At 67.5% G+C, this 23,791-nt stretch carries 19 protein-coding genes and 1 pseudogene; all 20 read left to right on the top strand.

Annotated features, from left to right (window positions below; translation table 11 throughout):
• The first annotated feature begins 22 nt into the window (after positions 1-22).
• Complete coding sequence (locus KNO15_RS13780) at positions 23-1,351, top strand: ABC transporter substrate-binding protein (protein ID WP_241704307.1); 1,329 nt, start codon at positions 23-25, stop codon at positions 1,349-1,351.
• A 5-nt stretch (positions 1,352-1,356) separates the two neighbouring features.
• A complete protein-coding gene (locus KNO15_RS13775; protein WP_241704306.1) occupies positions 1,357-2,286 on the top strand; it encodes a carbohydrate ABC transporter permease in 930 nt (309 codons plus the stop codon).
• Positions 2,283-3,197 (top strand): carbohydrate ABC transporter permease, encoded by a 915-nt coding sequence (locus KNO15_RS13770; RefSeq protein ID WP_241704305.1) that lies wholly within the window; start codon positions 2,283-2,285, stop codon positions 3,195-3,197. The genes KNO15_RS13775 and KNO15_RS13770 overlap by 4 nt, the downstream gene beginning before the upstream one ends.
• Positions 3,198-3,291: 94 nt before the next feature.
• Positions 3,292-6,852 carry a glutaminyl-peptide cyclotransferase gene (locus KNO15_RS13765; protein ID WP_241704304.1) on the top strand — a complete coding sequence of 1,187 codons (3,561 nt, stop codon included), beginning with the start codon at positions 3,292-3,294 and terminating at the stop codon, positions 6,850-6,852.
• 22 nt (positions 6,853-6,874) lie between these two features.
• Positions 6,875-7,516, top strand: a complete 642-nt coding sequence (locus tag KNO15_RS13760) for an SGNH/GDSL hydrolase family protein (protein WP_241704303.1) — start codon at positions 6,875-6,877, stop codon at positions 7,514-7,516.
• A pseudogene (locus tag KNO15_RS23510) lies at positions 7,452-8,801 on the top strand (AAA family ATPase); the annotation flags it as partial. The gene KNO15_RS13760 and the pseudogene KNO15_RS23510, both read left to right, overlap by 65 nt.
• 412 nt (positions 8,802-9,213) lie before the next feature.
• Entirely contained in the window at positions 9,214-9,879 is a 666-nt protein-coding gene (locus KNO15_RS13755; RefSeq protein ID WP_241704302.1) for a hypothetical protein, read from the top strand.
• Between the two features lie 177 nt (positions 9,880-10,056).
• The gene (locus KNO15_RS13750; protein WP_241704301.1) at positions 10,057-11,334 is read left to right on the top strand and encodes an extracellular solute-binding protein; all 1,278 of its coding nucleotides are present in this window, start codon (positions 10,057-10,059) and stop codon (positions 11,332-11,334) included.
• Between the two features lie 59 nt (positions 11,335-11,393).
• The gene (locus tag KNO15_RS13745) at positions 11,394-12,287 is read left to right on the top strand and encodes a carbohydrate ABC transporter permease (RefSeq protein WP_241704679.1); all 894 of its coding nucleotides are present in this window, start codon (positions 11,394-11,396) and stop codon (positions 12,285-12,287) included.
• On the top strand, positions 12,284-13,123 hold the full coding sequence (locus KNO15_RS13740) for a carbohydrate ABC transporter permease (protein ID WP_241704300.1): 840 nt from the start codon (positions 12,284-12,286) through the stop codon (positions 13,121-13,123). Before KNO15_RS13745 ends, KNO15_RS13740 begins: the two co-directional genes overlap by 4 nt.
• A 52-nt stretch (positions 13,124-13,175) precedes the next feature.
• Positions 13,176-14,222, top strand: a complete 1,047-nt coding sequence (locus KNO15_RS13735) for a LacI family DNA-binding transcriptional regulator (protein ID WP_241704299.1) — start codon at positions 13,176-13,178, stop codon at positions 14,220-14,222.
• Positions 14,223-14,235: 13 nt separating this feature from the next.
• Positions 14,236-15,213: a glycosyl hydrolase family 32 gene (locus tag KNO15_RS13730; RefSeq protein ID WP_241704298.1), complete on the top strand. Its 978-nt coding sequence runs from the start codon at positions 14,236-14,238 to the stop codon at positions 15,211-15,213.
• Positions 15,214-15,236: 23 nt separating this feature from the next.
• Positions 15,237-16,562, top strand: coding sequence for a NosD domain-containing protein (locus KNO15_RS13725; protein WP_241704297.1), 1,326 nt, complete (start codon positions 15,237-15,239; stop codon positions 16,560-16,562).
• Entirely contained in the window at positions 16,559-17,449 is an 891-nt protein-coding gene (locus KNO15_RS13720; RefSeq protein WP_241704296.1) for a carbohydrate kinase family protein, read from the top strand. The genes KNO15_RS13725 and KNO15_RS13720 overlap by 4 nt, the downstream gene beginning before the upstream one ends.
• Positions 17,450-17,583: 134 nt before the next feature.
• Positions 17,584-18,609, top strand: a complete 1,026-nt coding sequence (locus tag KNO15_RS13715; protein ID WP_241704295.1) for a LacI family DNA-binding transcriptional regulator — start codon at positions 17,584-17,586, stop codon at positions 18,607-18,609.
• Positions 18,610-18,734: 125 nt separating this feature from the next.
• Complete coding sequence (locus tag KNO15_RS13710) at positions 18,735-20,069, top strand: ABC transporter substrate-binding protein (RefSeq protein ID WP_241704294.1); 1,335 nt, start codon at positions 18,735-18,737, stop codon at positions 20,067-20,069.
• A 148-nt stretch (positions 20,070-20,217) separates the two neighbouring features.
• Positions 20,218-21,075, top strand: a complete 858-nt coding sequence (locus KNO15_RS13705; RefSeq protein ID WP_241704678.1) for a carbohydrate ABC transporter permease — start codon at positions 20,218-20,220, stop codon at positions 21,073-21,075.
• Entirely contained in the window at positions 21,072-21,977 is a 906-nt protein-coding gene (locus KNO15_RS13700; protein WP_374113169.1) for a carbohydrate ABC transporter permease, read from the top strand. Before KNO15_RS13705 ends, KNO15_RS13700 begins: the two co-directional genes overlap by 4 nt.
• A 26-nt stretch (positions 21,978-22,003) precedes the next feature.
• Positions 22,004-23,101, top strand: a complete 1,098-nt coding sequence (locus KNO15_RS13695) for a glycoside hydrolase family 172 protein (protein ID WP_241704292.1) — start codon at positions 22,004-22,006, stop codon at positions 23,099-23,101.
• A gap of 128 nt (positions 23,102-23,229) precedes the next feature.
• Positions 23,230-23,751 (top strand): DUF1003 domain-containing protein, encoded by a 522-nt coding sequence (locus KNO15_RS13690; RefSeq protein WP_241704291.1) that lies wholly within the window; start codon positions 23,230-23,232, stop codon positions 23,749-23,751.
• Positions 23,752-23,791: the final 40 nt, after the last annotated feature.

Below are 23,791 nucleotides of genomic sequence, written 5' to 3'. Positions count from 1 at the left end.
CAGACAGAGAGGTCTAACTGCAATGCGCAAACGAACGAGTCGGATCCTCGCGGGCATCGGCGGTCTCGCCATCTTGCTCGGCGTCTCCGCCTGCACCTCCGGCAACGGCGGAAGCAGCGACGGCGCGACGACCGGAACCATCACCGTCTGGGATCTCCAGAACGACCCCAAATGGGTCTCGACCTTCGACGACGCCTCCGCGGCGTTCGAGAAGGAACACCCGGGTGTGAAGATCAAGCGGGTGCAGCAGCCGGCCGACACCGTTCAGGTGCGCACCCTGCTCCAAGCCGCAGCGCAGGCCAAGAAGGGCCCCGACGTCGTGATGACGCTGCCCTGGGGCGACATTCTCGCGATCAAGGACGCCCTCGCTCCCATCCAGAGCTACATCAGCGCGGACACCCGCAAGTCGCTCTCGGGCTGGGAGGGGACGGAGTTCGACGGCAACACCTACGGCGTCCCGATCGGCCTCCAGGGTGTCGGCATCGCCTTCAACAAGCAGATCTTCACCGCGGCCGGGCTCGACCCCGACAACCCCCCGCAGACCCTCGACGAGCTGATCTCGGCCTGCGGCGCCATCAAGAAGGCGGGATACATCCCGCTTGCCGGCGGGAACAAGGAGGGCTACCTCACCGGCTGGATCTATTCGGCGCTGTGGCCGGGAGTCGCCGATGAGTCGGCGGTCAAGAAGTCTCTGAACTACACGCAGCCTCTGAACGCGAAGCCGGTGACCACAGCAGTCGAGGCCGGCATGAAGCTCCTGCAGGACGGCTGCTTCAGTTCCGAGATGCCCTCGACCCCGTTCTATCCGGACGGCTTCCAGCCCTTCACCGACGGCAAGGCGGGCATGACCTTCGCGATCTACAGCCAGGTGCAGCCGTTCGGTGCCACCAAGGACGCGCAGACCCCCGGGATCGGTGCGGACAACGTCGGCTACCTCCCGACGCTGAAGGTGGACCGGTCGCCGACGTTCGTCCCCGCAGGCCCCCAGAATGTCTGGGCCGTCACCAGCTTCTCGCCGATGAAGAAGCTCTCCGCCGAGTTCGCGCAGGAGCTCGAGAGCGCGAAGTACCAGCAGCAGCGTTTCGACGACCTGGGCCTCTTCCCCAACAACTCCGGCGTGAGCTGGGACAAGTACGAGAAGGCCAACCCCGGGGCGGCGTCGATCGTCGCCGCGCTGAAGAAGCTGCCGACGAGTCTCATGGCCCACAGCATGCAGGACTCGAAGACGAACGACATCTTCCAGACGCAGATCGAGCTCGCGATGCTCGGCAAGACCACGGTCAAGGAAGCGCTCGACGCCGCTGAGAAGTCGCGGGTCGATCAGCGAGAGACCCTGTTCCCGACGAAGTGACGAACATGACGACTGAGGTGGATCGCCGTCGCGGCGCCCGGAGCTGGATCCGGAACATCCCAACGCTCCTGCTGTTCCTGGGGCCGACGATGGCGATCCTCCTCGTCATCCGCATCTACCCGATCTTCGAGGGTGTCTTCCTGGCGATGACACGCTGGAACGGCATCGCCGATCCGGTCTTCACCGGGTTCGACAACTTCACGAAGATGTTCTCGGACGACGTCTTCCTCGCGGCGCTCGGAAACAGCCTGAAACTGCTGGCGCTCGTTCCGATCTGGGTGCTCGGTCCGTTGCTGCTCGCCGCCGTCATCCATGACCGGATCCCGCTCGGCGGCGCGTTCAAGATCGCCTACATCCTCCCGGTACTGGTGTCACCGGCCGTCATCGGCACCCTGTTCGTCGTGATCCTCGGGCCGGACGGCCCCCTCAACGCGATGCTGCGCCAAGCCGGGCTGGGCGCTTTCGCCCAGCAATGGACGGTGAACACCGACATCATCATGTGGGTCGTCGGGGCACTGCTCGTCTGGTCCAGCTTCGGGATGGGCGTCCTGTTCTACTCGGCCGCGCTCGGCGGCATCGAGGCGTCGCTCTACGAGGCGGCGGAGCTCGACGGGGCAGGGTGGTGGAGTCGCTTCTTCCACGTGACGATGCCGGGTGTCCGCCACATCATCGAATTCTGGACGATCATGGTCCTGATCTCGGTCTTCTCCGGCTCCGTCCAGATCATCTACGCCTTCTCGCAGGGCGGCCCGGGGAACTCGTCGACGACGCTCGACCTCCTCGTCTACAACACAGCGTTCAAATACGGGAATCCCGGCTATGCCGCCGCCATCGGAATGGTCATCTTCATCGTGATGGCCGTGCTGCTCGGCGGTTACTTCCTGTACCAGTCCCGGGCTGCGAAACGGGAGCGCCGACTCGAGGGAGCCCGATGATGACGATCGTCTCCGAACCGACCATCACCGAGACCCGGACAGGGCGTCCCGTGGGCGCGACCCGCAAACGCCGGCGCCGACCACCGCGCATCGGCAGAGTGTTCGCCTTCCTCGGCCTCCTGGTCCTGGGCGTGAGCACGATCTATCCGTTCGTCTTCCTCATCGAGACGGCGTTCAAGACCCGCGGCGCCTACCTCGCTGACCGGCTGTCGTTCCCGATCCCGCCGACGCTGGACAACTTCCAAGCGGTGTTCACCTCGGGCAACATCGGGCTCTACGTGCTCAACTCCGTCATCGTGGTCGTGCTCGGCACGGCGATCACGGTCGTCCTCGGGAGCATGGCCGGCTTCGCGTTCTCGCTCATTCCATTCCCGTTCAGTCAGACGCTGCTGCGGGTCGTGATGGCGATCATGATCCTGCCCGTCACCGTGCTGATCATCCCTATCTTCAAGGTCGTCCTCGACATCGGGTTGATCGACACGCACGCCGGGCTCGTGCTGGTCTACGTCGGCCTCAGCCTCCCGTTCGCGACGTTCATGATGTCGTCGTACTTCACCGCGCTGCCGTCGGAGATCATCGATGCAGCACGGATCGACGGGTGCAACACCTGGCGACTCTTCTGGAGCATCGCGATCCCGGTGGCGAAGCCGGCGTTCCTCACGCTGTCGAGCTTCACGTTCCTCAACCTGTGGAACGATCTGCTGTTCGCCCTGCTCATCCTGCAATCGCCCGACAAGCGGACGCTGCCCGTGGCGATCTCCCTCCTGCGCGGCAGCGTGGAGCGTCCGGACCTCATCCAGGACACGGTCGTAGCCGCGGGAGTGCTCGTCTCCGCTGTCGTCCCCTTCGTGCTCTTCGTGCTCTTCAACCGGAGCATCACTTCGGGTCTGACCGCGGGCGCACTGAAGTAGCGCCCGGTGGACCGCCGGGGAACTCGGGCTTGCCGTCAGCTTGCCTATCAGATAGCTTAACCTCCAAGTCAACCGTGCTGCACAAAGGAGTGGTATGCGAACAGCAATCAAGGTCGCGGCGGCGATAGCCGTCGGGGCGCTCGCGATCATGGTCGGAGCGACTCCGGCGGCAGCGACATCACCCGGATTCGTCAAGGAACTCTCGGTCGGCGTCAGCCCGGCATGGGTGAAGCTCTCGCCCGATGGCGCGCGCGCCTACGTGGCGGACCAGGGTGACGGCACGATCAAGGTCATCGACACCGCCACCCAAACAGTATCTGATAGCTGGACGCTCGGCGGGCGCCCCATCGGGCTCGCGATCTCGCCGGATGGGCAGACGCTGTACACCTCCGACTTCAACGCGAACGCGATCCGCAAGATCTCCACAGCGACCGGCACGGTGGTCGGGAGCGTCACCGTCGGTACCAACCCCTTCGGCCTGGCGATCTCCGAAGACGGGGCGACACTCTACGCGGCGGACTACGGCTCGTCGAGCGTCTCTGTGGTAGACACGGCATCGCTCAGCGTCACGCACACCGTCGGCGTCGGCAGCAACCCGATGGGGCTCGCCCTGAGCCCGGGAGGTGCGCGCCTGTGGGTCGCGAATCCCGGCTCCAGCAACGTGAGCGTCATCGACCCGTCGAACGCCAGCGTCGTGGCGACGCTCTCGGTCGGGGCGAATCCCGCCGACGTGGCGTTCCTCCCGAACGGAAGCCGCGCGTACGTCACCAACGCCGGCGCCAATACGGTCGCCGTGGTCGAGACCACGACCGGCGTGACGACGGCGACCATCGCGCTCGACGGCACTCCGTCGGGTGTGAAGGCGACGCCCGACGGCTCCACGATGGTCGTCACGAAGACGAGCGGCGGCGTCTCGCTCATCGACGTCGCGACCGGGCAGGCCACCTCGGTGTCCGGCCCATGGGGTGCATTCATGGTCGACATCACGGGCGACGGACGGTACGCGTACGTGACGGATCGCGACCGCAACGCCGTGAACATCCTGGACCTGAAGCCCGTGCCCGCACCACCTGCAGCCCCGCAGGCCTCGGCAGGAGACGGCAGTGCCACGGTCGCGCTGGCCGACGGCGCCGAGGTCGGCGACTACACGATCACCGCCAAGCCGGGCGCACAGACCTGCACCATCCACCAGCCGTCCACCGAGTGCTCCATCACCGGCCTCACCAACGGGCAGCCGTACGTCTTCGTCGCCCTAGAGACCGGCGGCACCGTCACTTCCGCCGAATCGGCGCCGGTGACTCCGCGTTCGGCCATCCCGGCGACTGCGTTGCGGATCATCGGCCACCACGAGGTCGCGCGGGGCGATGCGGTCCGCGTCGAAGGCACAGGCTACGCCCCGGGGGAGTCCGTCGCGGTTTCTTCGGCCGGTGGGCCGCTCGCCGCGACGACGATCGCCGACCGGTTCGGCGACATCGCCCTCGCGGTGCCGGTGCCGGATGGGGCGGCGCTCGGCACGCTGACCCTCACAGCATCGGGCGCGTCGCACCAGGCGACGGCTGCCGTCACGATCGTGGCCCCTGCGGTCGTGTCCGTCGCTGCTCTCATACCGAAGACCCCCGCGGCGCAGACGCCGGTCAAAGTCGTCGACATCACGAACGACTCCCCGCAGGCGAAGTTCGCCGCCCGCGCTCTCGAGGGCATCATCAACCGGGACGGCGCGAAGGTCTACCTGTACGAGACGTCGATCGAGCACAACTGGGTCACAGACAGCGGCGACTTCTCCGGCCGCGGGCACATCGACCTCCCGGGGACAGCAGCGACCGATCCCGGTCTCGTCGCCCTCCTGACGGCGTACCCGACAGCAGCGCACAGCATCGCGCTCTACGACACCGAACGGGAGTGGACCTTCGACATCGCGATGACGGCCGCCGGGATCCACGACGCGCTCCCCATCGACGCGTCCCTGGTCCCCGTGGTGCAGGGTGTGCTCGGCACGGCCACGCCTACGACCGACTACTCGTTCATCGGCCAGAGCCGCGAGGCCGCCTACCGTTGGGCGATCGACGAACAGCTCCCGGCGACCGACCGATCCGCAGCCTTCTACCTCGGGCTCCGCAGCGACTGGCAGACCCTCCCGTGGCGTCTCTACGATTACGCGACCGCCACGCGGGGATTCGTCTTCAACCTCGACTGGACCGTGCCCGCGCAACAGGCTCTCGCGACCGAGATCATGAAGCGGTACCCGGCCAAGACTCCGGTGATGGGCTACAGCGCCAACTGCGGCGATTGCGGTGCGAGCATGGCCTTCACCAACGGCCTCTACTGGTATGCGGCGGACCTTTTCGGCAATGCGTCGCTCTGGTCGAGCTTCCCGTCGACGAGCAGCGTGAGCCAACGCGCTCCGCAGGCCACCGCGGCGACCGCGGACACGATCTACGTCACGTTCAACGCGTCCGACGGCGACAACCTGTCGTACAACCAGAACGTCACCCCGCGCGACCTGAAGGATCCGAGCGCGGCCACCCTCCCCTACGGGTACAGCATCAGCCCGCTGCTTCTGCAGCTGGCCTCGCCGATGGCATCCTGGCTCTACGCGAACACACCGGCCAGCGCCGAACTGGTCGGCGGCCCGGACGGGCTCGGATATCCGGGAGCCGACACCCCCGATCCCGTGTGGTCGGGGTGGCTGCAGGACAACGCGACGACGATGTCGAACGCGGGGATCACGTCGGCGACGCTGTGGGACATGGGAGACGTGAACTCGACGCGGACCGCGCAGTACGTTGCCGCTGCGCCCGGGATCACCGGGACGTTCCTGGGCTACTACGGCGGTCAGGGTGACATCAAACAGTTCGGTGCCACCCAGATCGCTCAGGACTCGCGCGCGACCACGGCGGGGGTCTCCCAGATCGAGGCGGACCTGCGTGCGCAGACGCCCGATGCGTCCAAGCCGCGGTTCATCACGTACCAGACCTACAGCGGCCCCACCACACCGACCGACGTGGCCGCCATGATCGCGCGCCTCGCCACGGACTTCCCCGGACGCTTCGTGTTCCTGGCGCCGAAGGACTACGTCGCCACGTATCTCGCCTATGCCGATCCGGCTCCCGCCGCCCCTGCCGCCTCGAGGGCGCCGAGCGTGAGCGGCGAGGCGGCGGTCGGGAAGACGCTGAGCGCCGACTCCGGAGAATGGTCTCCGCCGGTCACCGTCGCCTACCAGTGGGTGAGAGACGGGGAGCCGATCGCGGGCGCTACCGGGTCGACCTACCGTGTCGCCCCAGCCGACATCGGGTCCACCATCGCGGTCTCCGTGACGGCGACGACCGGGGCCGGCGGTTCCGCCCGGGCCACGAGTACCGGCGTGTTCGTCCGCTATGCCTCCACGCTCACCGTCACTCCGAACCGTTATCTCGGCCTGAGCACGCAGAGCTGGTCGGTGACGGTCGCCGTCTCGTCCCGAGCGTCCATCGCCCCGGGTGGAACCGTCACAGTATTGGTGGGCTCGAAGGCCTACAGCGCCACTCTCGTGAACGGTCGCGCCGTGATCCCACTCGCGAAGCAGGCGGCCGGCATCCGCCCGATCTCGGCTGCCTACACCGGCAGCGACACGACGCGACCGTCCTACGGGATGACCGCTTTCGCTGTGATCGGCTGACAGGGAGGTCACTGTGCTCGAGGTGGGCGACCAGAGGCGTTTACGCGCAGTCTTCATCGGCGACAGCATCACCGATGCGGGCTACTCCAGCGGAGTGGAGCCGGACCTCGGCGCCGGCTACGTGCGCATGATCCGCGACCGCGACAGGGACCTCGGCTCTCGGCTGGATGTCTCCAATGCCGGAGTGAGCGGCGACAGGGTGGTCGATCTGCGAGCCCGTTGGTCGTGCGACGTCGTCGCCTCTCGCCCGGATGTCCTCACCGTGCTGGTCGGCATCAACGACACCTGGCGCCGGTACGACAGTGACGATCCGACATCGTCGGCCGAGTTCGCCCGGGGGTACGAGGAGATCCTCGGCTCGGCGACGGCCGCCGGCGTCGGCCGCATCCTCGTGGCCACCCCGTTCCTCGTGCCGGTCGCGCCGGATCAGCGCAGATGGCGCTCTGAAGACCTGGACGAGAAGATCGCCGTCGTGGTCGAGCTCGCGGAGCGCTTCGGTTCGCCGCTGATCCCGCTGCACTCCGTCTTCGACGCGGCGGCCGCCGAGGTCGGAGCGACCGCCCTGGCAGAGGACGGGGTGCATCCCACGCCTCGCGGCCATGCGCTCATCGCGGAAGCCTGGTGGCGAGCCTTCGAAGTCAGTACGTCGCCCTTCCCCGACTGATCTCGTAGACCGCCTCTCGCAGTACGACTACTGTGAGCGCGTCGGCGCGAGAATGGAGCCACGAGGGCTCGAAGGGGGGGCGGCAGTGTCGAAGCGGAGCGAACTCGCCGGCTCGTTGGCGCAGGTTGCGTTATCCGCATTGGGCGGCCCCGCGCTGTTCGCTCGTACGGCGCTCTCCGAAGGGGCCAAGTACACCCAAGCCTACTTCGAGGAGAGGGAGCAGGCTCGCGAGGTCCGGAAGCGAGTGGCCGCCGCTCTGGACGCGTGGGCGGGAGGCGAGAAGATCTCCCACGACGAGCTCGCAGCCGGGCTGAGCATGGCGGAGGACATGGTGCGCGAGTTCGGGCTCGACTTCGGCGCGATCGCCGACCTCGACTTCGACGCGGACCGCGTGTCGAGCGCTGTACTCGAAGCCGCGAAGCCGGCGGACCGGTATTGGGAGATCGATAGTGTCCAGGTGCTGGCGACTCGAGCGGTGCAGGAGACCTACGATGTCTTGATCGCACAGTTGCGCGCGAAGAACGAGACCTCGATCTCGTTGTTCCTGTCGCTGCAGAAGCGATTCGACGAACTGGCGAATGCGCAAGCCACGCGCGGGGACATCATCCGGTACCTCCGGGGTCGGATCGCCGACTGGGATACTTCATACTGGCGAGCAGACCTGAGGGCATCGGCGATCGAGCGGGCCTTGCGGTTCGACGAAACACCTCGAAGGTCGACGGACGACAAGTCGCCGGGCATGCACCGGCGAGCCGAAGACATCTCCCGCGAATCGATGTTGGTGATCCTGGGGGAGCCCGGCTCGGGCAAGACCTGGTATCTGCGGATGTTGGCCAGACGAGCGGCACAGGAAGCGCTCGACGAGCTGGAACGCGGGGGAAGCACCACCGGGATTGAAATACCGCTTCTCACGACGTGGCAGCGCTGGGCGGACACCCCGGGAGACACGACGGAGTCGCTCGTCGCTTCGTCGTTCGCCTCCGGACTCGGCTTCACTCCGCTGGCTGATCGAGATATGCGCGAGCGCCTGGAGGTGTCGCTGCTTGCTTCGCTGTCGCGAGTGGTCGTCATGGTCGACTCGCTGGATGAAGCAGCGGACGTCAAGGATCAAGCTGCGCGGCTACAAGAACTCTCCGGTCTGCCGCTTCGCTGGAGGGTCGTGATCTCGAGCCGCCCCGCGGCGTGGGCGCACGCCGCGAAGCGCGCGCTGGTCAGGCGATCGCCACGGGAGATCACACTGCGGGGGCTTCGCTACCCCACGGACGTGATCTCTTTCATCCGCGCCTGGTTCGCAGAACCCGACGAGGAGTGGCGTGCCGACGCTCTTCTGCGGGAACTGGCGCGGCGCCGAGACCTCGTCGGGGACGTGGTGCTCCCTCTCTTCCTGACTTTCTACTGCCTGCTGGCGCAGGGTGCCGATAGAGGTGCTCCCGCTCTCCCTCAGAGCGCGCGCGACCTGTATCGGCGTCTGGCCGCGAGACTGTTGCTGGGCTCGTGGAGCGGCGATGCGCCGGGTCCGGACGGGCAACCCGACATCGCATACTGCGAGGAACTCTTGAGGGGCTGGGCCTGGTCCACTTTTCGGGCGCAGACACGAGACGCGGGGGGACGCCCGCGTGACGACTCGTTCGTACAGGGTGTGGTGATCCGACCAGCCGAGCGGCGAGCGATCGACCAACCAGGAGCACAAGGGAGTCTTGTTCGAGGAGCTCCTCCGTGGGGCCGGCGGGGACGACATCCGTGCCGCGCTCGAGCGGCCGGAGGGCTACCTGTTGACACTGGCCGCGCTGTCCGAGCCGGGCGACTGGACTCCGGAACATCAGTCGCTGATCAACCACGCCCGAATCACGTTTGGCGTTGTCCGGCCTCAGGCCGCCCTGCTTTCGGCGCGATGGGCTCTGTCGAACTACCTGGTCCTGCTCTCGTTCGTGAACAAGGCGGTCCGAGCCACAATCGACAGCCGCTCCGAAACCGACCGGCTCACCGATACCGTCGCGGCGCTGACGCAGGACCCGGTCGTGCGCAGAGAAGCAGCGGACCTGCTGATCGACGCGCTGAGCCATCCGGGACCATGGCAGGACCCACGCGGTCTCGCCAAGGCGGTTCGCGCGCTGCCCGCTACAAAAGGGGAGCGAGGAAGGTTGAGAGCCGAGTTGCTGGCCGGGGCCACGTCCGCGGACGATCCCGAGATCGTCCGCGCCCACGCCGAGGCGATGGCGGGACTTCTCCACGAAGCGGACGAGTACGGTGAATTCTCACTCGAGCTCGATGCGGCGCTCGCCGGTGTCCGCGATCCGATCGTCCGTCAGATTCTGTCGGGGCTTCGTCACGAGTGCGCTTCGAAGGCCCAATCGATCGAGTGATTCTGGTCGAGCGCCGGGCCGGGCACTTTGGCAAGTTTTGGCATTTTGGCGCGTTTTGGCAGTTGACGGTCCGCTGCGGCTCTACTTACCGTGGTGCCAAGACGTTTTGCCAAAACGTCTTGGCATAAGTATCCTCAATCACGCAGCCATCCGCTGCACAGCAGATTCGGAGTAACGATGCTTCGTAAGAAGTTCGCGGCCGCCGCAGCAGTCGGCACCGCGGTCGCGCTCACCCTCGCCGGGTGCGGCGTCGGCGGCGGGGACGGTTCCTCGTCGGACAAATCCATCACCGTGCTGGTCGAGGCCGGAGGCCACGCCGAGCTCCAGCCGATCGCCGATCTCTACAAGAAGGACACCGGCACGAAGGTGACTTTCGTCGAGCTGCCCTATGACGGGCTCTACAACCGCCTCAACAGCGAGTTCACCTCCGGAACCGTCTCGTTCGACGTCGCAGCGCTCGACTCCATCTGGCTCCCGGCCTTCAAGGACGCCGTCACGCCGCTGGACACGCTCTTCACCTCCGACGTGAAGAACGATCTCTTCCCCGCCCTCGTCCAGGAGGCGAACGTCGGCGGCGCCTACGTCGGCATGCCCGTCTGGACCAACTCGGAGATCCTGTACTACCGCACCGACCTCTTCGGCGACGCGGCGAACAAGGCCGCCTTCAAGGCGAAGTACGGCTACGACCTCGTACCGCCGACCACGTGGCAGCAGTACCAGGACGCGGCCGAGTTCTTCACCCAGCCGGACAAGGGGTTGTACGGGACCGACGTGAAGGGCGCGGTCGAGACCGAGTACCTCGCGACGCTGTCGCAGACCGGCGAGAAGACGATGGTGCTCAACAACTCGGGCAGCCAGATCTCCCTCGGCGACGAGAACAGCCTGAAGGCCCTCGACTTCTACACCGGCCTGCAGAAGTACGCCCCCGCGGGCGCTGCCCAGCTGGACTGGGCCGGAGCGCAGAACCTGTTCAATCAGGGCAAGACGGCGATGATGCGGTTCTGGGCGCACGCCTACCGCCAGATCCCGAAGGACGCCTCCGTCTCCGGCAAAGTCGGCGTCGCGCCGATGATCGCGGGGCCCGGGGGAGTGGCCGGAGTGCCCGGCGCCTGGTACCTGTCGGTCGCGAAGGCCAGTAAGAAGCAGCAGCAGGGTCTCGACTTCGTGAAGTTCGCCTACGAGCACAACGAGCTGAGTGCGAAGACGTCGCTCGGACTGGTCGCCCGCAAGTCCGCCTTCGAGAAGTACCAGGACCAGCCCGGTTTCGAGAACTACAAGCCGCTGGTGGAGACGCTGGACGCCCAGGCCACCATCCCGCGGCCGGCCACGCCCAAGTGGCAGCAGATCGTCGACACCGTGCTGGTCCCGATGATCCAGAAGTCGTTGCAGCCCGGAGCCGACAAGCAGGCGCTGCTGAACGCGGCAAAGGAGCAGGTCCAATCGCTGGTCAAGTGATGGAGCAGCGGGTGGACGGCCGTACCGGCCGCCCACCCCGCTCTCCTCGAAAACGTTCCATTCGCACCGCCGACCGGCGGTTCGCAGCGCTGCTGATGCTGCCGGCCGGGCTCTTCCTCGCCATCTTCATCGGTTGGCCGCTCCTCCAGTTCGTCGGCGACAGCTTCTTCACGATCAGCCCGATCGCAGGAGGACCGCGCCAGTTCGTCGGATTCGCCAACTATGTCACGGCCTTCACCAGCTCCGACTTCGGCAACGCCGCCTGGCGGACCATCGTCTACACCGTGATCGTCGTGACTTTCGAGTTCGTGCTCGGCCTGCTGGTCGCGCTCCTGTTCACGTCGCTCGGCAACTCGTCCCGCGTCTTCCGCACGATCTTCCTGTACCCGCTGATGATCGCCCCGATCGTCGCGGGCCTCCTGTGGCGATTCCTGCTCATCGACAACTTCGGAATCGTCAACGAGCTGCTGAAGTCGGTCGGGCTCATCCAGTCCAGCGATCAGATCCAGTGGCTGAGCGACCCGAACATCGCCTTGTTCTCCGTCGCGATCCCGGACATCTGGCTCACCACGTCGTTCATCACCCTCGTCCTCTTCGCCGGCCTGCAGAACATCCCCGGCGATGTGATCGAGGCGGCGCGTCTCGACGGCGCCCGATACACGACGATCCTGTTCCGCATCGTCATCCCGCTCCTGCGCCCGGTGATCGCGGTCGCACTGATCGTGCGCGGTATCGACGCGGCCCGCGCCTTCGACGTCATCGTCATCCAGACCAACGGAGGACCGCAGCAGAGCACAGAGACGCTCTCGCTGCTGATCTACCGCACGATGGTGCGCTTCGGCGACCCGGGGCTCGCCAGCGCGATGGGAACCGTCTATCTGATCGCGATGCTCGCCGTCGCCCTCGTCGCGATCCTCACCATCTGGCGGCCGGGAAGCGAGTCGGAACGATGAACGGACTGGAAGCGCGGCGACTGAGCTCCCGCGCACTGCTGTGGATCATTCTGGTCGCCGTCGTCCTGCTGTACGGCTTCCCGTTCCTGTACATGCTGTTCACCTCGTTCAAGACGCCGCTGGAGACGATCTCCGTCCCGCCCAAACTGCTGCCGACGGTGTGGACGGTGGACAACTACGTCTCGGCGCTGACGCGCGACGGCGTCCTCGCCTCGTTCATCAACAGCATCATCACCGCGGTCCTCAGCACACTGATCTCGCTCGTGCTCGCGATCCCGGCGGCCTACGCGGTCACCCGCTTCCGCACGCGCACCGGCCGGATCTTCATCGTCCTCGCGCTGGTCGCCCGCATGGTCCCGCCGATCGTCATCGGTGTGCCGATGATCTCGATCTTCCGAAATCTCGGCATCTCGGACACGTCGCTGGCCCTCGCCATCGCGCACACGACGATCTCGTTGCCGCTGTCGATCTGGCTGATGTCGAGCTTCTTCGAGGCGGTGCCGGTCGAGCTCGAGGAGGCGGCGAAGATCGACGGGAACAGCCGGCTGGGCGCCCTGTGGCGGGTGGTCATCCCGGTCACCGCGGGCGGCGTCGCCGTGACGGCGATCTTCGCGTTCCTCGCGAGCTGGAACGAGTTCCTGTTCGCGCTGCTGCTCACCGCGGTCCGATCGCAGACCACGCCGATCGTCATCGCGAACTTCCAGACGCAGTTCGGGCTCGACTGGGGCTCGATGACGGCGCTCGCCGTGGTCTACTCGATCCCCGTCATCCTGCTTACGCTTCTGCTGCAGCGGCACATCGTGGCCGGCCTCACCCTCGGCGCGGTGAAGGGGTGACCCGCCGGATGCGGCAGGACCGCCGCGCGCCGTTCTCGAGAAAGGAAGCACCGTGGCTGTGAAGAGCGCCGGAATCCGGGATGTCGCCGAGTTGGCGGGCGTGTCGGTGACGACCGTGTCGCACGTGCTGAACAACACGCCGCACACGCGTGTGGCCGAGGAGACCCGGGCTCGCGTGCACAACGCGGCCAAGACGCTCGGCTACGGACCGAACCGGGCGGCGCAAGCGCTCCGCACCAACCGGACCGGCCTCATCGGGCTGCTGAGCGAAGAGATCGCGACGACGCCGCACGCCGGCCGGATCATCCTCGGCGCACAGAACGCCGCACGGGAGCACGACCTCACTCTGGTGATCATCAACACCGAGCGGCAGGCCGGCAACGGCACACATCAGGGCGACGTCCAGGCGCTGATCGACCGGCAGGTCGACGCGGTCCTGTACGCGACGATGTACCACCGCAGCGTCTCCCTCCCCCCGAACCTGGGCGAGGTCCCCGCCGTGCTGATCGACTCGACGGACCGGGCCGGCATCGTGCCGGCTGTCGTGCCGGACGAGGTGGGCGGCGCGGTGTCGGCCGTGAGTCACCTGGTCGAGGCCGGCCACACCCGCATCGGCTTCCTCAACAACGATGACGACGTCCCCGCCACCCACGGCCGCTTCGCCGGGTACCGGCAGGTGCTGGAGACGAACCGGATCCCGTTCGACGAGGCGCTCGTGGCCGCCGCGCCCTCCGAGACGCTGCCCGGTTACGGGCTCGCCCGGCGGATGCTGGACAGCGCCGACCGGCCGACGGCCCTGTTCTGCTACAACGACCGCATGGCGATGGGTGCCTACCGCGCGGCGATGGAGCTCGGTCTGAGCATCCCGGACGACCTCTCCATCGTCGGATTCGACAACCAGGAGCTGATCGCGGCCAATCTCTTCCCCGGGCTCACCACCGTCGCCCTCCCGCACTACGAGATGGGGCAGTGGGCGGTGGAGACCCTGGTCCAGCTGCTGCACGGCGAGGCCGTCTACGAGCTCCTGGCCGACAAACCGACGCTTCTCGACTGCCCACTCGTTGTCCGCGACTCCGTCGCTGCACCACGAAACCACTGAAAGGCACCAACCGATGCTTCGTCTCGCCGCGTCCTGGGTATGGGACTTCTGGATCGCCGACGACGGCGACCGATACCACCTCTTCTTCCTGAAGGCGCCCCGTGCCCTCCTTGACCCCGACCGGCGCCACTGGCGGGCGACCGTCGGGCACGCGACCTCGATCGACCTCACGAACTGGACCGAGCACGCCGACGCAGTCCTCCCCGACGATTCGCCCGCGTTCGACGATCTGGCGACGTGGACCGGCTCCGTGGTCCGCGGCGACGACGGGACGTGGCGGATGTTCTACACGGCTGTGAGCCGCGCCGAGGCCGGGATCAAGCAGCGCATCAGCTCCGTGGTCTCCGACGACCTGTTCACCTGGCACCGGGAACCGGACCGCCAGGTGCTCGAACCGGACCCGCGGTGGTACGAGACAGCGGACACCCGGCAGTGGCCGGACCAGGCCTGGCGCGACCCGTGGGTCTTCCGTGCCGACGGGAGGTGGCACATGCTCATCACCGCCCGCGCCGACCACGGAGCCGCCGACGACCGCGGCGTGATCGGCTACGCGACCTCCGACGACCTGACCACCTGGACGGTTCGACCACCGCTGTCGGAGCCGGGCGCCGGATTCGGCCACCTCGAAGTCGTGCAGACCGTCACCGTCGATGGCAGGGCGGTCGGCCTGTTCTCCTGCCTTGCGCCCGAACTGGCCGCCGGGCGGCGCGCGCAGGATCCCACCGGAGGGGTGTGGGCGTTCCCCGCTGAATCCCTCGCCGGGCCCTTCGCGACCGATCAGTCGTACCGGATCACGGACGAACGGCTCTACGTCGGCCGGTTGGTGCAGGATCGTGCGGGCGACTGGCAGCTGCTGGCGTTCCGCAACGACGACAGCAACGGTGGCTGGGTGGGGGAGATCACCGACCCGCAACCCGTCGGCTGGGTGAACGGGCGACTGGCGCTGCGAACGGTCAGCGACGTCATGCAGAGCACGGGCGCGACCTCGTGAGGGCGACGACGACGGGGAGTGCGGTGACCGGACCCAACCACTACGACGTGACCGAGTGGCCCGGCGGCGACCCCGAGACGGACATCGGCGCCGTGATCAACGAGATCATCGCCGACGTCAAGCGGCGCCAGACGGCGAGTGTCGGGGGATCGGGTGGCAAGCCGGGCGCCGTGATCCACATCCCGCCGGGCGACTACCACCTGCGCACCCAGGTGCTGATCGACGTCAGCTTCCTCCGGATCGAGGGCAGCGGGCACGGCTTCACCTCCTCCAGCATCCGGTTCAATGTCCCGGAGGAGGAGTGGCCTGCCCTGCACGAGCTCTGGCCCGGCGGGAGCCGCATCCTCGTCGAGATCCCCGACGCGGCCTTCCTGGTCGAACGGGAGGGCAGCCCGCGGATCAGTTCGGTGGAGTTCTCGAACTTCTGCATCGACGGTCTCCACTTCGTCGCAGACGGTTCCGACCTGCACCCCGAGAACACCTACGTGAACGGCAAGACCGGCATCCGGGTCGTGAGCGCCAACGACTCGTTCCGGGTCAGCGACATGGGGTTCGTCTACCTCGAGCACGGGGTGGAGATCCACAACGCCGACGCGCTCTCCATCCACCACAACTTCATCGCCGAGTGCGGGAGCTGTGTCGAGCTCCGCGGGTGGGGCCAAGCGTCGAAGGTCACCGACAACCTCATCGGAGCGGGGCCTGCGGGGTGCTCGATCTTCGCCGAGAACCACGGTGGTCTGCTGATCACCGCCAACAACGTGTTCCCCCGCGGAAGGAGCAGCGTCGAACTGCACGGTGTCACCCGCTCCAGCGTCACGAACAACCGCCTCCACTCCTTCTACCCCGGCATGGTCGTGCTCACGGACGGGAGTTCGGAGAACCTCGTGGCGTCGAATCACCTGCTCCGCGACCACGAGCCGTGGGCGCCCTTCCAGGGCGTCGGCAACGGGCGCGACGACGAGTACGGGGTGCTCCGGATCAGCGGCGACGGCAACTCCGTCATCGGCAACCACTTCTCCGAGGTCGTCGACGCGCAGACGATCGAGCCGCGCGGCGCGACCCCGGTGATCATCCGGCTGGTCGAGGGTTCAGGCAACTTCGTGTCCACGAACCACACGGTCGGCTCCGACGTGCACGCGACGACGGGCGATTCGGCGTTCGCGGCCCAGGTGGACGCGCTGCTGACGACGTCGACCTCCGGGGCGCTTGCAGTCACGACCGTTCTCGTCGACCCGGCGTCCCAGGGCAACACCGTGCTCGACTCCGGCACCGAGGAGCAGGTGGTCATCGACACCGCGGAGAACGCGTTCCGCGCCACGCCGAGCCTCCCCTCGCGGAGCACCCTGTGACCGCGGAGCGGAGCGTCCTCGTCGTCGGCGAGGCCCTGACCGACATCATCGATCGAGGCGGAGTGGTCGAGGAGGTGCCGGGTGGTTCGCCGGCGAACGTCGCGCTCGGTCTCGGCCGTCTCGGCACCCCAACCGCGCTGCTGACGGCGCTCGGGCGTGATGCGCGCGGTCGCGCGATCGCGGACCGGTTGGATACGGCCGACGTCGCGGTGCTGGAGCAGAGCTGGTCGCTGGAGGAGACCTCCACCGCAGCGGCCACGCTGAACCCGGACGGTTCCGCCGAGTACCGGTTCCGCATCCTCTGGAGGCTGCCGGACACTGTGGAGGTCTCGGCGGCGTCGCACCTCCACGTCGGGTCGATCGCCACCTTCCTGGCGCCGGGCGCCGACCAGGTCACCGCCGTCGTCGAGTCCCGCGGCGCCGGGACGACCGTGTCCTACGACCCGAACATCCGGCGCGATCTGGTCGGAGACCCGGTCGCCGCCCGCTCCCGGTTCGAGCAGCTCTGCCGGTCGTGCGACATCGTCAAGCTGAGCGACGAGGACGCGGAGTTCCTCTTTCCCGAACTGACACCGGAGGGCGCGGCCCAGCTCATCGGCGACGTGGTGCCGATCGTCGTGGTCACCCGGGGCGCGGAGGGCTCGCTGCTGCGGCACGGCGGGGTGACCACGCCCGTCCCGGTGACGATGACGACCGTCGCCGACACCGTCGGAGCCGGTGACAGCTACATGGCGGCCCTGCTCTGGGCCCTGCTGCGTGAACCTGCGTGGCCGGCCGTCGAGCCCGACGCCGTGCTCCGCGCCGCGACGATCGCATCGCGGGCGGCGTCGATCACGGTTTCACGTGTCGGGGCGGAGCCGCCGACGACCGCGGCGCTCCTCCGCTGACCGCGGCTGCGATCCGGCGGCGATCCTCCCGTTCTCGACGACGGAGTTTGCGTCAACGCGTTTGACGCTTCTAGCGTGGCGTCAATCGTTTGAAGTCAAACGATTGACGCCACGAGGGAGACACCATGCTGACGATGAAGGACATCGCATCGCACGTGGGCGTCTCCGTGTCCAGCGTCAGCCTCGTCCTCAGCGGGCGCGGCGAGGGACGGGTCAACGCCGCTGTCGCCAAGCGCATCCGGGACGTCGCCGACGAGCTCGGCTACGTACCCAATCAGCTGGCCCGCTCGCTCAAGACGAAGCAGAGCCGCACGATCGGCGTCGTCTCCGATCGAGTCGCGACGGTCCCCTTCTCCGGCCACATGCTCGCCGGCGCCCAGCAGGCCGCCTGGGAGAGCGGATTCATGCTGATGCTCATCGACACCTACGGCAACGACGAGGTACAGACGCCTGCGGTCCAGTCCCTGCTCCAGCGCAACATCGAGGGCCTGATCGTCGCGACCAACTTCCACAAGGTCGTCGAGGTGCCGCTCGTCCCGCCCACGATGCCCGTCGTCATCCTGGACGGGAGGCCGGGCGACGACTCGCACCCGACCGTCGACTATGTGGTGCCCGATGAGGAGCTCGGCGCCTACTCGTCCACCCGCATGCTCGTCGACGCGGGACACACGCGCATCGGCTTCTGCGATGTCGCCGCGTACCCGATCGCCTCCGCGCTCCGCGAGCGCGGCTACCGCAGGGCCCTCGAGGACCAGGGAATCCCCGTCGACCCCTCGTTGACGGTCGTGGCCGAGGACGCGGCGACGCGCTACGCGGAGGGCCCGGCACGACGGCTCCTCGATCGGCCGGACCGCCCCAGCGCCGTGTTCTGCTTCAGCGACCAGACCGCGATGGGCTTCTACAACGTCGCCCGCCGACTCGGGCTCTCCGTTCCGGAGGACCTCTCGATCGCGGGCTTCGACAACCAGGAGTTCGTGGCGGAGGCGCTCGACCCCGGCCTCACGACCGTGCAGCTCCCGCACCGCGAGATGGGCGAGTGGGCGGTCCGCCGCCTCGTCGGCCGTCTCGACGGCTCCCTGGACACCGCGGACCGCGAGGGCTGCCTCATGCCCTGCTCGCCGGTCGTGCGCAACTCGATCGGACCGCCGTCGCGCGGCTGAGCCGCAGAACCGACCCGACCCGACCCGACCATCCCGAACCACCCACCGGAGGAACCGGGGCGCGAGCCTGCCCTCGCGCCGTCGATCCTCGTCCACCAGCACCATCCGATGCAAAGGAGCACGCAATGACATCGATCCGGAAGCCGGGCGCCCGCAGAGTCGCCCGTCTCGCAGCCGCAGCGGCGGCGATGGCGGTCGCGACCGCCGCTCTCGTCGCCTGCAGTGGCGGCGGAGGCGGCGACGCCGGCAAGACATTCACGATCCTGCAGTACGAGGACCCGAAGACCGCCCAGGGCCAGGGCTGGCAGCTCGCGCTGGAGCTGTTCAAGAAGAAGCACCCGGGCGTGAAGGTCGACTTCCAGACGACCAGCTTCGACGCGGTCCGCAAGAACGCGAAGCTCACCCTGGGCGGCAACACCGTGCCGGACGTCGTCGAGTTCAACAAGGGCAACGCCGATGGAGGACAGCTGGCCAGCCAGGGCCTGCTGACGCCCCTGAACGACCAGGTGGCGAAGTACGGCTGGGACAAGAAGGTCACCGGAGGCATGCAGTCGTTCGCCAAGTACGACGAGCACGGCAAGGCCGGCTCCGGCGACTGGTACGGCATCCCGAACATCGGTGAGTACGTCACCTTCTATTACAACAAGGACCTGTTCGCGAAGGCCGGCATCACGGCCGAGCCGACGACCATGGACGAGTTCGTCTCGGCCATGCAGAAGCTCCAGGCGGCCGGGATCACGCCCGTGTCGTCCTCCGCCTCGACGAACCAGGGGTTCAACCAGATGTGGGTCTGGTACTCGCTGGTGTCCGCCTACGCGGACCGTCAGCAGATCGACGACTTCATGTTCCTCAAGGGCAAGGTCGACTTCTCGTCGGATCCCTGGAAGAAGGGCACGCAGCAGTTCCAGGACTGGATCGACAAGGGCTACCTCGGCTCCGACCTCGCCGGCCTCACCTACGAGCAGGCGAACGTCAACTTCCTCAGCGGGAAGACGGGCATGCTGATCTGGAACAACGGCGTCTTCTCCCGCGTGAAAGACCAGAAGGACTTCCAGTGGGGGTACTTCACGCTGCCGGGCGCGAACCTGTCGATGGGCTCCTCCGGGCACCTGTGGGGCGTCCCGGCCAAGGCGAAGAACAAGGATCTGGCGTACGACTGGATCGACACGACCCTGAGCCCCGAGGTGCAGAACAGGATCGGCGAGCTCGGCGGACTCCCGCTGGCCGGCGACTCGTCGAAGATCACCGACCCGGTCACGCGGGCCTACACCGAGCGGTTCGACGAGATCGTCAAGGCGGACACCCTCACGTTCTACCCGGACTACCCGGTTCCCGGATTCCTGGACTTCATCCAGACCAACATGGCCGCGATGTCGAACAGGAACGAGACGGCCGACGAGTACCTCGCCAAGCTGCAGAAGTTCTACGACGACGGCAAGAAGGCGACCGACCAGGGCTGACCGGTCGGCGGGAGGCGTCACCCGGCGCCTCCCGCGTCCGGTCCCGTACGACCCGGAGACCACGCACATGACGACTGCCGCACCCCCCGCCCGTCCTGCCCGCCGCGCTCGGACACGAACCACCGGCTACTGGCCCTATCTGATCCCGATGATCGCCGGCACGATCCTGATCGTGCTGCTGCCGTTCGCGGTGAACGTGTTCATCAGCCTCTTCCGCTGGAAGGGCGGCATCGCCCCGATGCGCTGGAACGGCCTCCAGAACTACATCGACCTGATCCACGACGCCCAGTTCTGGCTCGCCTTCACGAACACGATCTTCATGATCGTCGGCATCGTGGTCGTCCCGACCCTGCTCGGGCTGCTGCTCGCTGCGATGCTGTTCGACTACATCGGCCGCGAGTTCGGAGGCAAGGCGGCCGCCTTCCTGCGGGCGACCTACTACCTGCCCCAGATCCTGCCGATCGCCGTCGCCGGGTTCATCTGGAGCTGGGTCCTCGCCACGCAGAACGGCTTGCTCAACAGCATCCTCGAGACCGTCGGGGTGAGCGCTCCGCCGGACTGGCTCGGGGATCCGGACATCGCGATCTACGCGGTGATGCTCATGCTCATCTGGTTGCAGCTCGGCTATCCCGTCGTGATCTTCATGGCGGCGCTCCAGCGAGTGGACCCCGAGCTGTACGAGGCGGCGGCGCTCGACGGGGCCGGCTGGTGGCGACGGTTCCGCGCCATCACCGTCCCGCAGATCCGCCCCGAGGTGTTCGTCGTGGTCATCACCGCGACGGTCGGTGCACTGAAGGTGTTCGCCCCCGTGCTCATCCTGACCGGCGGCGGCCCGGAGGGCTCCACCGTCGTGCCGTCGTACTACTCCTACCGGAACTTCTTCGAGCTCTCCAGGGTCGGCTACGGGTCCGCGATCGCGACCGCCATGTCGATCGTGATCTTCCTCGTCGCGGGCGTCATGCTCTGGCTCCAGCGACGGAACGCACGAGAGGAGGCGGCCGCATGACCGCGACCGCGGCGCCATCCGACCGGACGGTGAGCCCCCGGAATATGCATGGTGGCCGGCCTGCCGGCAGGAGACGACGACGGGGCCGCCCGGTGCGCTGGGTCATCCTGGCCGCGGCCGTGGCCGTCGCCCTCGTCATGCTGGCCCCGCTCGCGCTGCTCGTCCTCAACGCCTTCAAGACCGGCGGCGACTATTCGGCGCACGGCCCGCTGGCCCTCCCGACCACGTGGAGCCTCCAGTCGTTCCAGGACTATCTCGACCGGGTCGACTTCCTGAGGGCGCTCTGGAACTCGGTCGTCATCTCGACCCTGGTCGCGCTCCTCGGCACCGTCGTCTCACTGCTGAGCGCCTACGCGATCGGGATCGGAAGGGTGCGGGGGAGCACAGCCCTGCTGGCGGTCTTCCTGCTGGCGACCATGCTTCCCCAGGAGGCGCTGATCTATCCGCTGTTCTACGGCGCGCAGGCGACGGGAACGTTCAACACGGTGTGGAGCGTGATCATCGTCTTCACGGTGCTGCAGGCCGCCTTCGGCACGTACCTGCTCTCCAGCGTGATCTCCACTCTTCCGCCCTCCCTGCTCGAGGCGGCCGCACTCGACGGGGCGGGTCGCTGGCGCATCCTCTGGTCCGTGGTGTACCCGGTCATGCGGCCGACGCTCTCCGTGCTGATGGTGTTCTTCTTCGTCTGGACGTGGAACGAGTTCTACATCCCGCTGATCCTGCTCTCGGACCAGTCGGTGCAGACCGTCCCGATCGCCCTGGCCACGCTGCAGGGGCAGAACTCCATCGACGTCACCTCGCTGAACGCCGGCTCGCTGCTCTCGCTGCTGCCGACCCTCGTGTTCTTCATCATCTTCCAGCGCACCCTGAGCCGCGGCGTGACCGTCGGCTCGGTCAAGTGACCCACCACCAGAAACCAAGGAGAAACGTGCTTCCCACCCTGACCGACCTGGTCGCCGCTGCCGGCGTGAGCTCCCGGTCCATCAACGCCGAGAACCCCACCGGAGAGCCCGGCCGCGCCGCCGCGGCGAGCTCGCACCTCGGGCCGGGCCGGAAGGGCAGCGCGTATCTGCCTCTGCCCGAGGGCGGCAGCTTGACGCTGGCGGACATCGAGGGCCCCGGTGTCATCCGCCACATCTGGATCACCGTGCCGGACCGCACGGACGGCGGGCCGTTCGTCCTGCGCGACGTGGTGCTGCGCATGTACTGGGACGGCGAGCGGGAGCCGTCCGTGGAGGCGCCGCTCGGCGACTTCTTCTGCAACGGCTTCGCGGCGCGGGCCCTCGTGACGTCGGAGCCGATCGTGGTCGCTCCCACGGGAGGCATGAACTCGTACATCCCGATGCCCTTCCGGCGCGGCGCCCGCATCGTCCTCGACAGCGAGCACGGCGCGGCCATCGATCACGTCTTCTTCCAGATCGACTACACCGTCGGCGACGCCGTGCCCGACGGGACGCCGTACTTCCACGCGCAGTGGCGTCGATCGAACGCCAGCACGAAGCCCGGCGAGGACCACGTCATCCTGGACGGCGTGACCGGCCGCGGGCGCTACCTTGGGACATACATCGGCCTGGCCGCACTGTCCCGCTACTGGTGGGGCGAGGGCGAGGTGAAGTACTTCGTCGACGGCGACACCGACCTCCCCACCCTGTGCAGCACCGGCCTCGAAGACTACGCGGGCGGAGCCTGGGCCTTCCAGGACGACCTCCGGAAGGACCCGGAGCCGGTGCCGCTCATGTTCAGTGCTCCCTACTGCGGTTACCCGTTCTTCAGCACCCGGGACGAGACGCGGGCCGCCACCTTCATCCAATCGACGGCGCCCATGCACGCGGTCTACCGCTGGCACCTGCCGGACCCGGTCTGGTTCGAACGCGACTTCCGCGCCACCGTGCAGCAGATCGGCGTCTGGGACAAGGGCCTCTTCGAGCGCACCGACGACATCTTCTCGGTCGCGTACTGGTATCAGTCGGAACCGCACGCTGCCTTCCCGCCGCTTCCGGACGCTCGTGCCCGTACGCCCCGCTAGGGTGATGCGGAGCGGCGGCCCGCGGCGGGAGAATCCTCGACGGGGCACGGCGGGATCACCCGCGTTCCCGCGCCAGATCGGGGTACTCTCACGCCGTGGCAGGATGCGCCTGCCGGGCGGAGGACGATATGACCACGACGACGGCGGCACCCGGTGCGACGAAGGCACGGTCGCACGGCCAATACATCAGGCCGTCGCGGCTGTTGAAGAACGCCGATCCGGCGCGTCTGCATCCTGCGGTTCTCGCGCAGGCGGAGCACCGCGCGGCGAGCCTGCAGCTGCGCATCGCGGACGGGATCACAGCCTTCGCCGGCTCCATGGCGTTCGTGTACATCCACATCGCCCTGTTCACGGTCTGGATGCTGTGGCTGGAGAAGAACCCGTGGCCGACGCTGACGCTCATCGTGTCGCTGGAGGCGATCTTCCTGTCGACGTTCGTCATGATCGGGCAGAACCGGCAGGCCGCCTTCCAGCAGGCCAAGGCCGATCGCGACTACAACGACCAGGAGCAACTGCTCGTCGAGAACACGGAGCTCACGAAGACGATCCGTGATCTCTCCGAGCAGATCCGCGAACTGACGTCCCAGATCCACGCGCACGTCGTGCCGCCCGCGACGGAGGCCCAGACGCCGCCGACCGCGTCCGCCTGACGACATCGGGAGAGGGTCCCTCCTCCGCGGCCTCAGTCGA

The sequence above is a fragment of the Leifsonia shinshuensis genome, from assembly GCF_022606355.1.
Taxonomy (GTDB): Bacteria; Actinomycetota; Actinomycetes; order Actinomycetales; family Microbacteriaceae; genus Leifsonia; species Leifsonia shinshuensis_B.
Note: the sequence above shows the minus strand (reverse complement) of the source record. Positions and strands in the feature narration are given on the sequence as shown.